This window comes from Weissella kandleri, from assembly GCF_001438705.1.
Lineage (GTDB): Bacteria > Bacillota > Bacilli > Lactobacillales > Lactobacillaceae > Weissella > Weissella kandleri.
In genome coordinates this window covers 1-437 of record NZ_JQBP01000008.1, presented here as the reverse complement: position 1 = coordinate 437, position 437 = coordinate 1, and the positions used below count along the sequence as shown (strand labels likewise).

Genomic DNA, 437 nt, shown 5'->3' with positions numbered 1-437 from the left:
AATTGGATCGGTGATAAGCGGGGAAAGATTGGAACCGTTAAAAAAGTCACGCGTAAAGATTACAGTAACTCACACTTCGAGTATTATGTAGTTTGGAATGACGGGACTCAGGCTAGTTACTATATGGCCGAGCAAGACTTAACGAATAAAATTACCCATTATCATGCGAAATACCATGTGGGTCAGCGCGTCCAAGTCTTAAACACGGCTAGTTATGAAACTAATGGGAATTGGATTGGTAATAAGCGGGGCAAGGTCGGAACTATTGCCAAAGTCACCCGCAAAGACTATAGTTATTCCCATTTTGAATATTATATCGTCTGGAACGATGGCTCAACAGATAGTTATTATATGGCTGAACAAGATTTAACGGATCATATTACGACCTTCCAAGCTAAATTCAGAGTTGGTCAACGGGTTCAAGTTTTGAACACGGC

The 437-nt window shown here is 41.0% G+C and carries 1 pseudogene; it reads left to right on the top strand.

Going from position 1 to position 437, the window contains the following annotated elements:
- Positions 1-437 (top strand): annotated as a pseudogene (locus tag IV73_RS05975) (glycoside hydrolase family 73 protein); the annotation flags it as partial.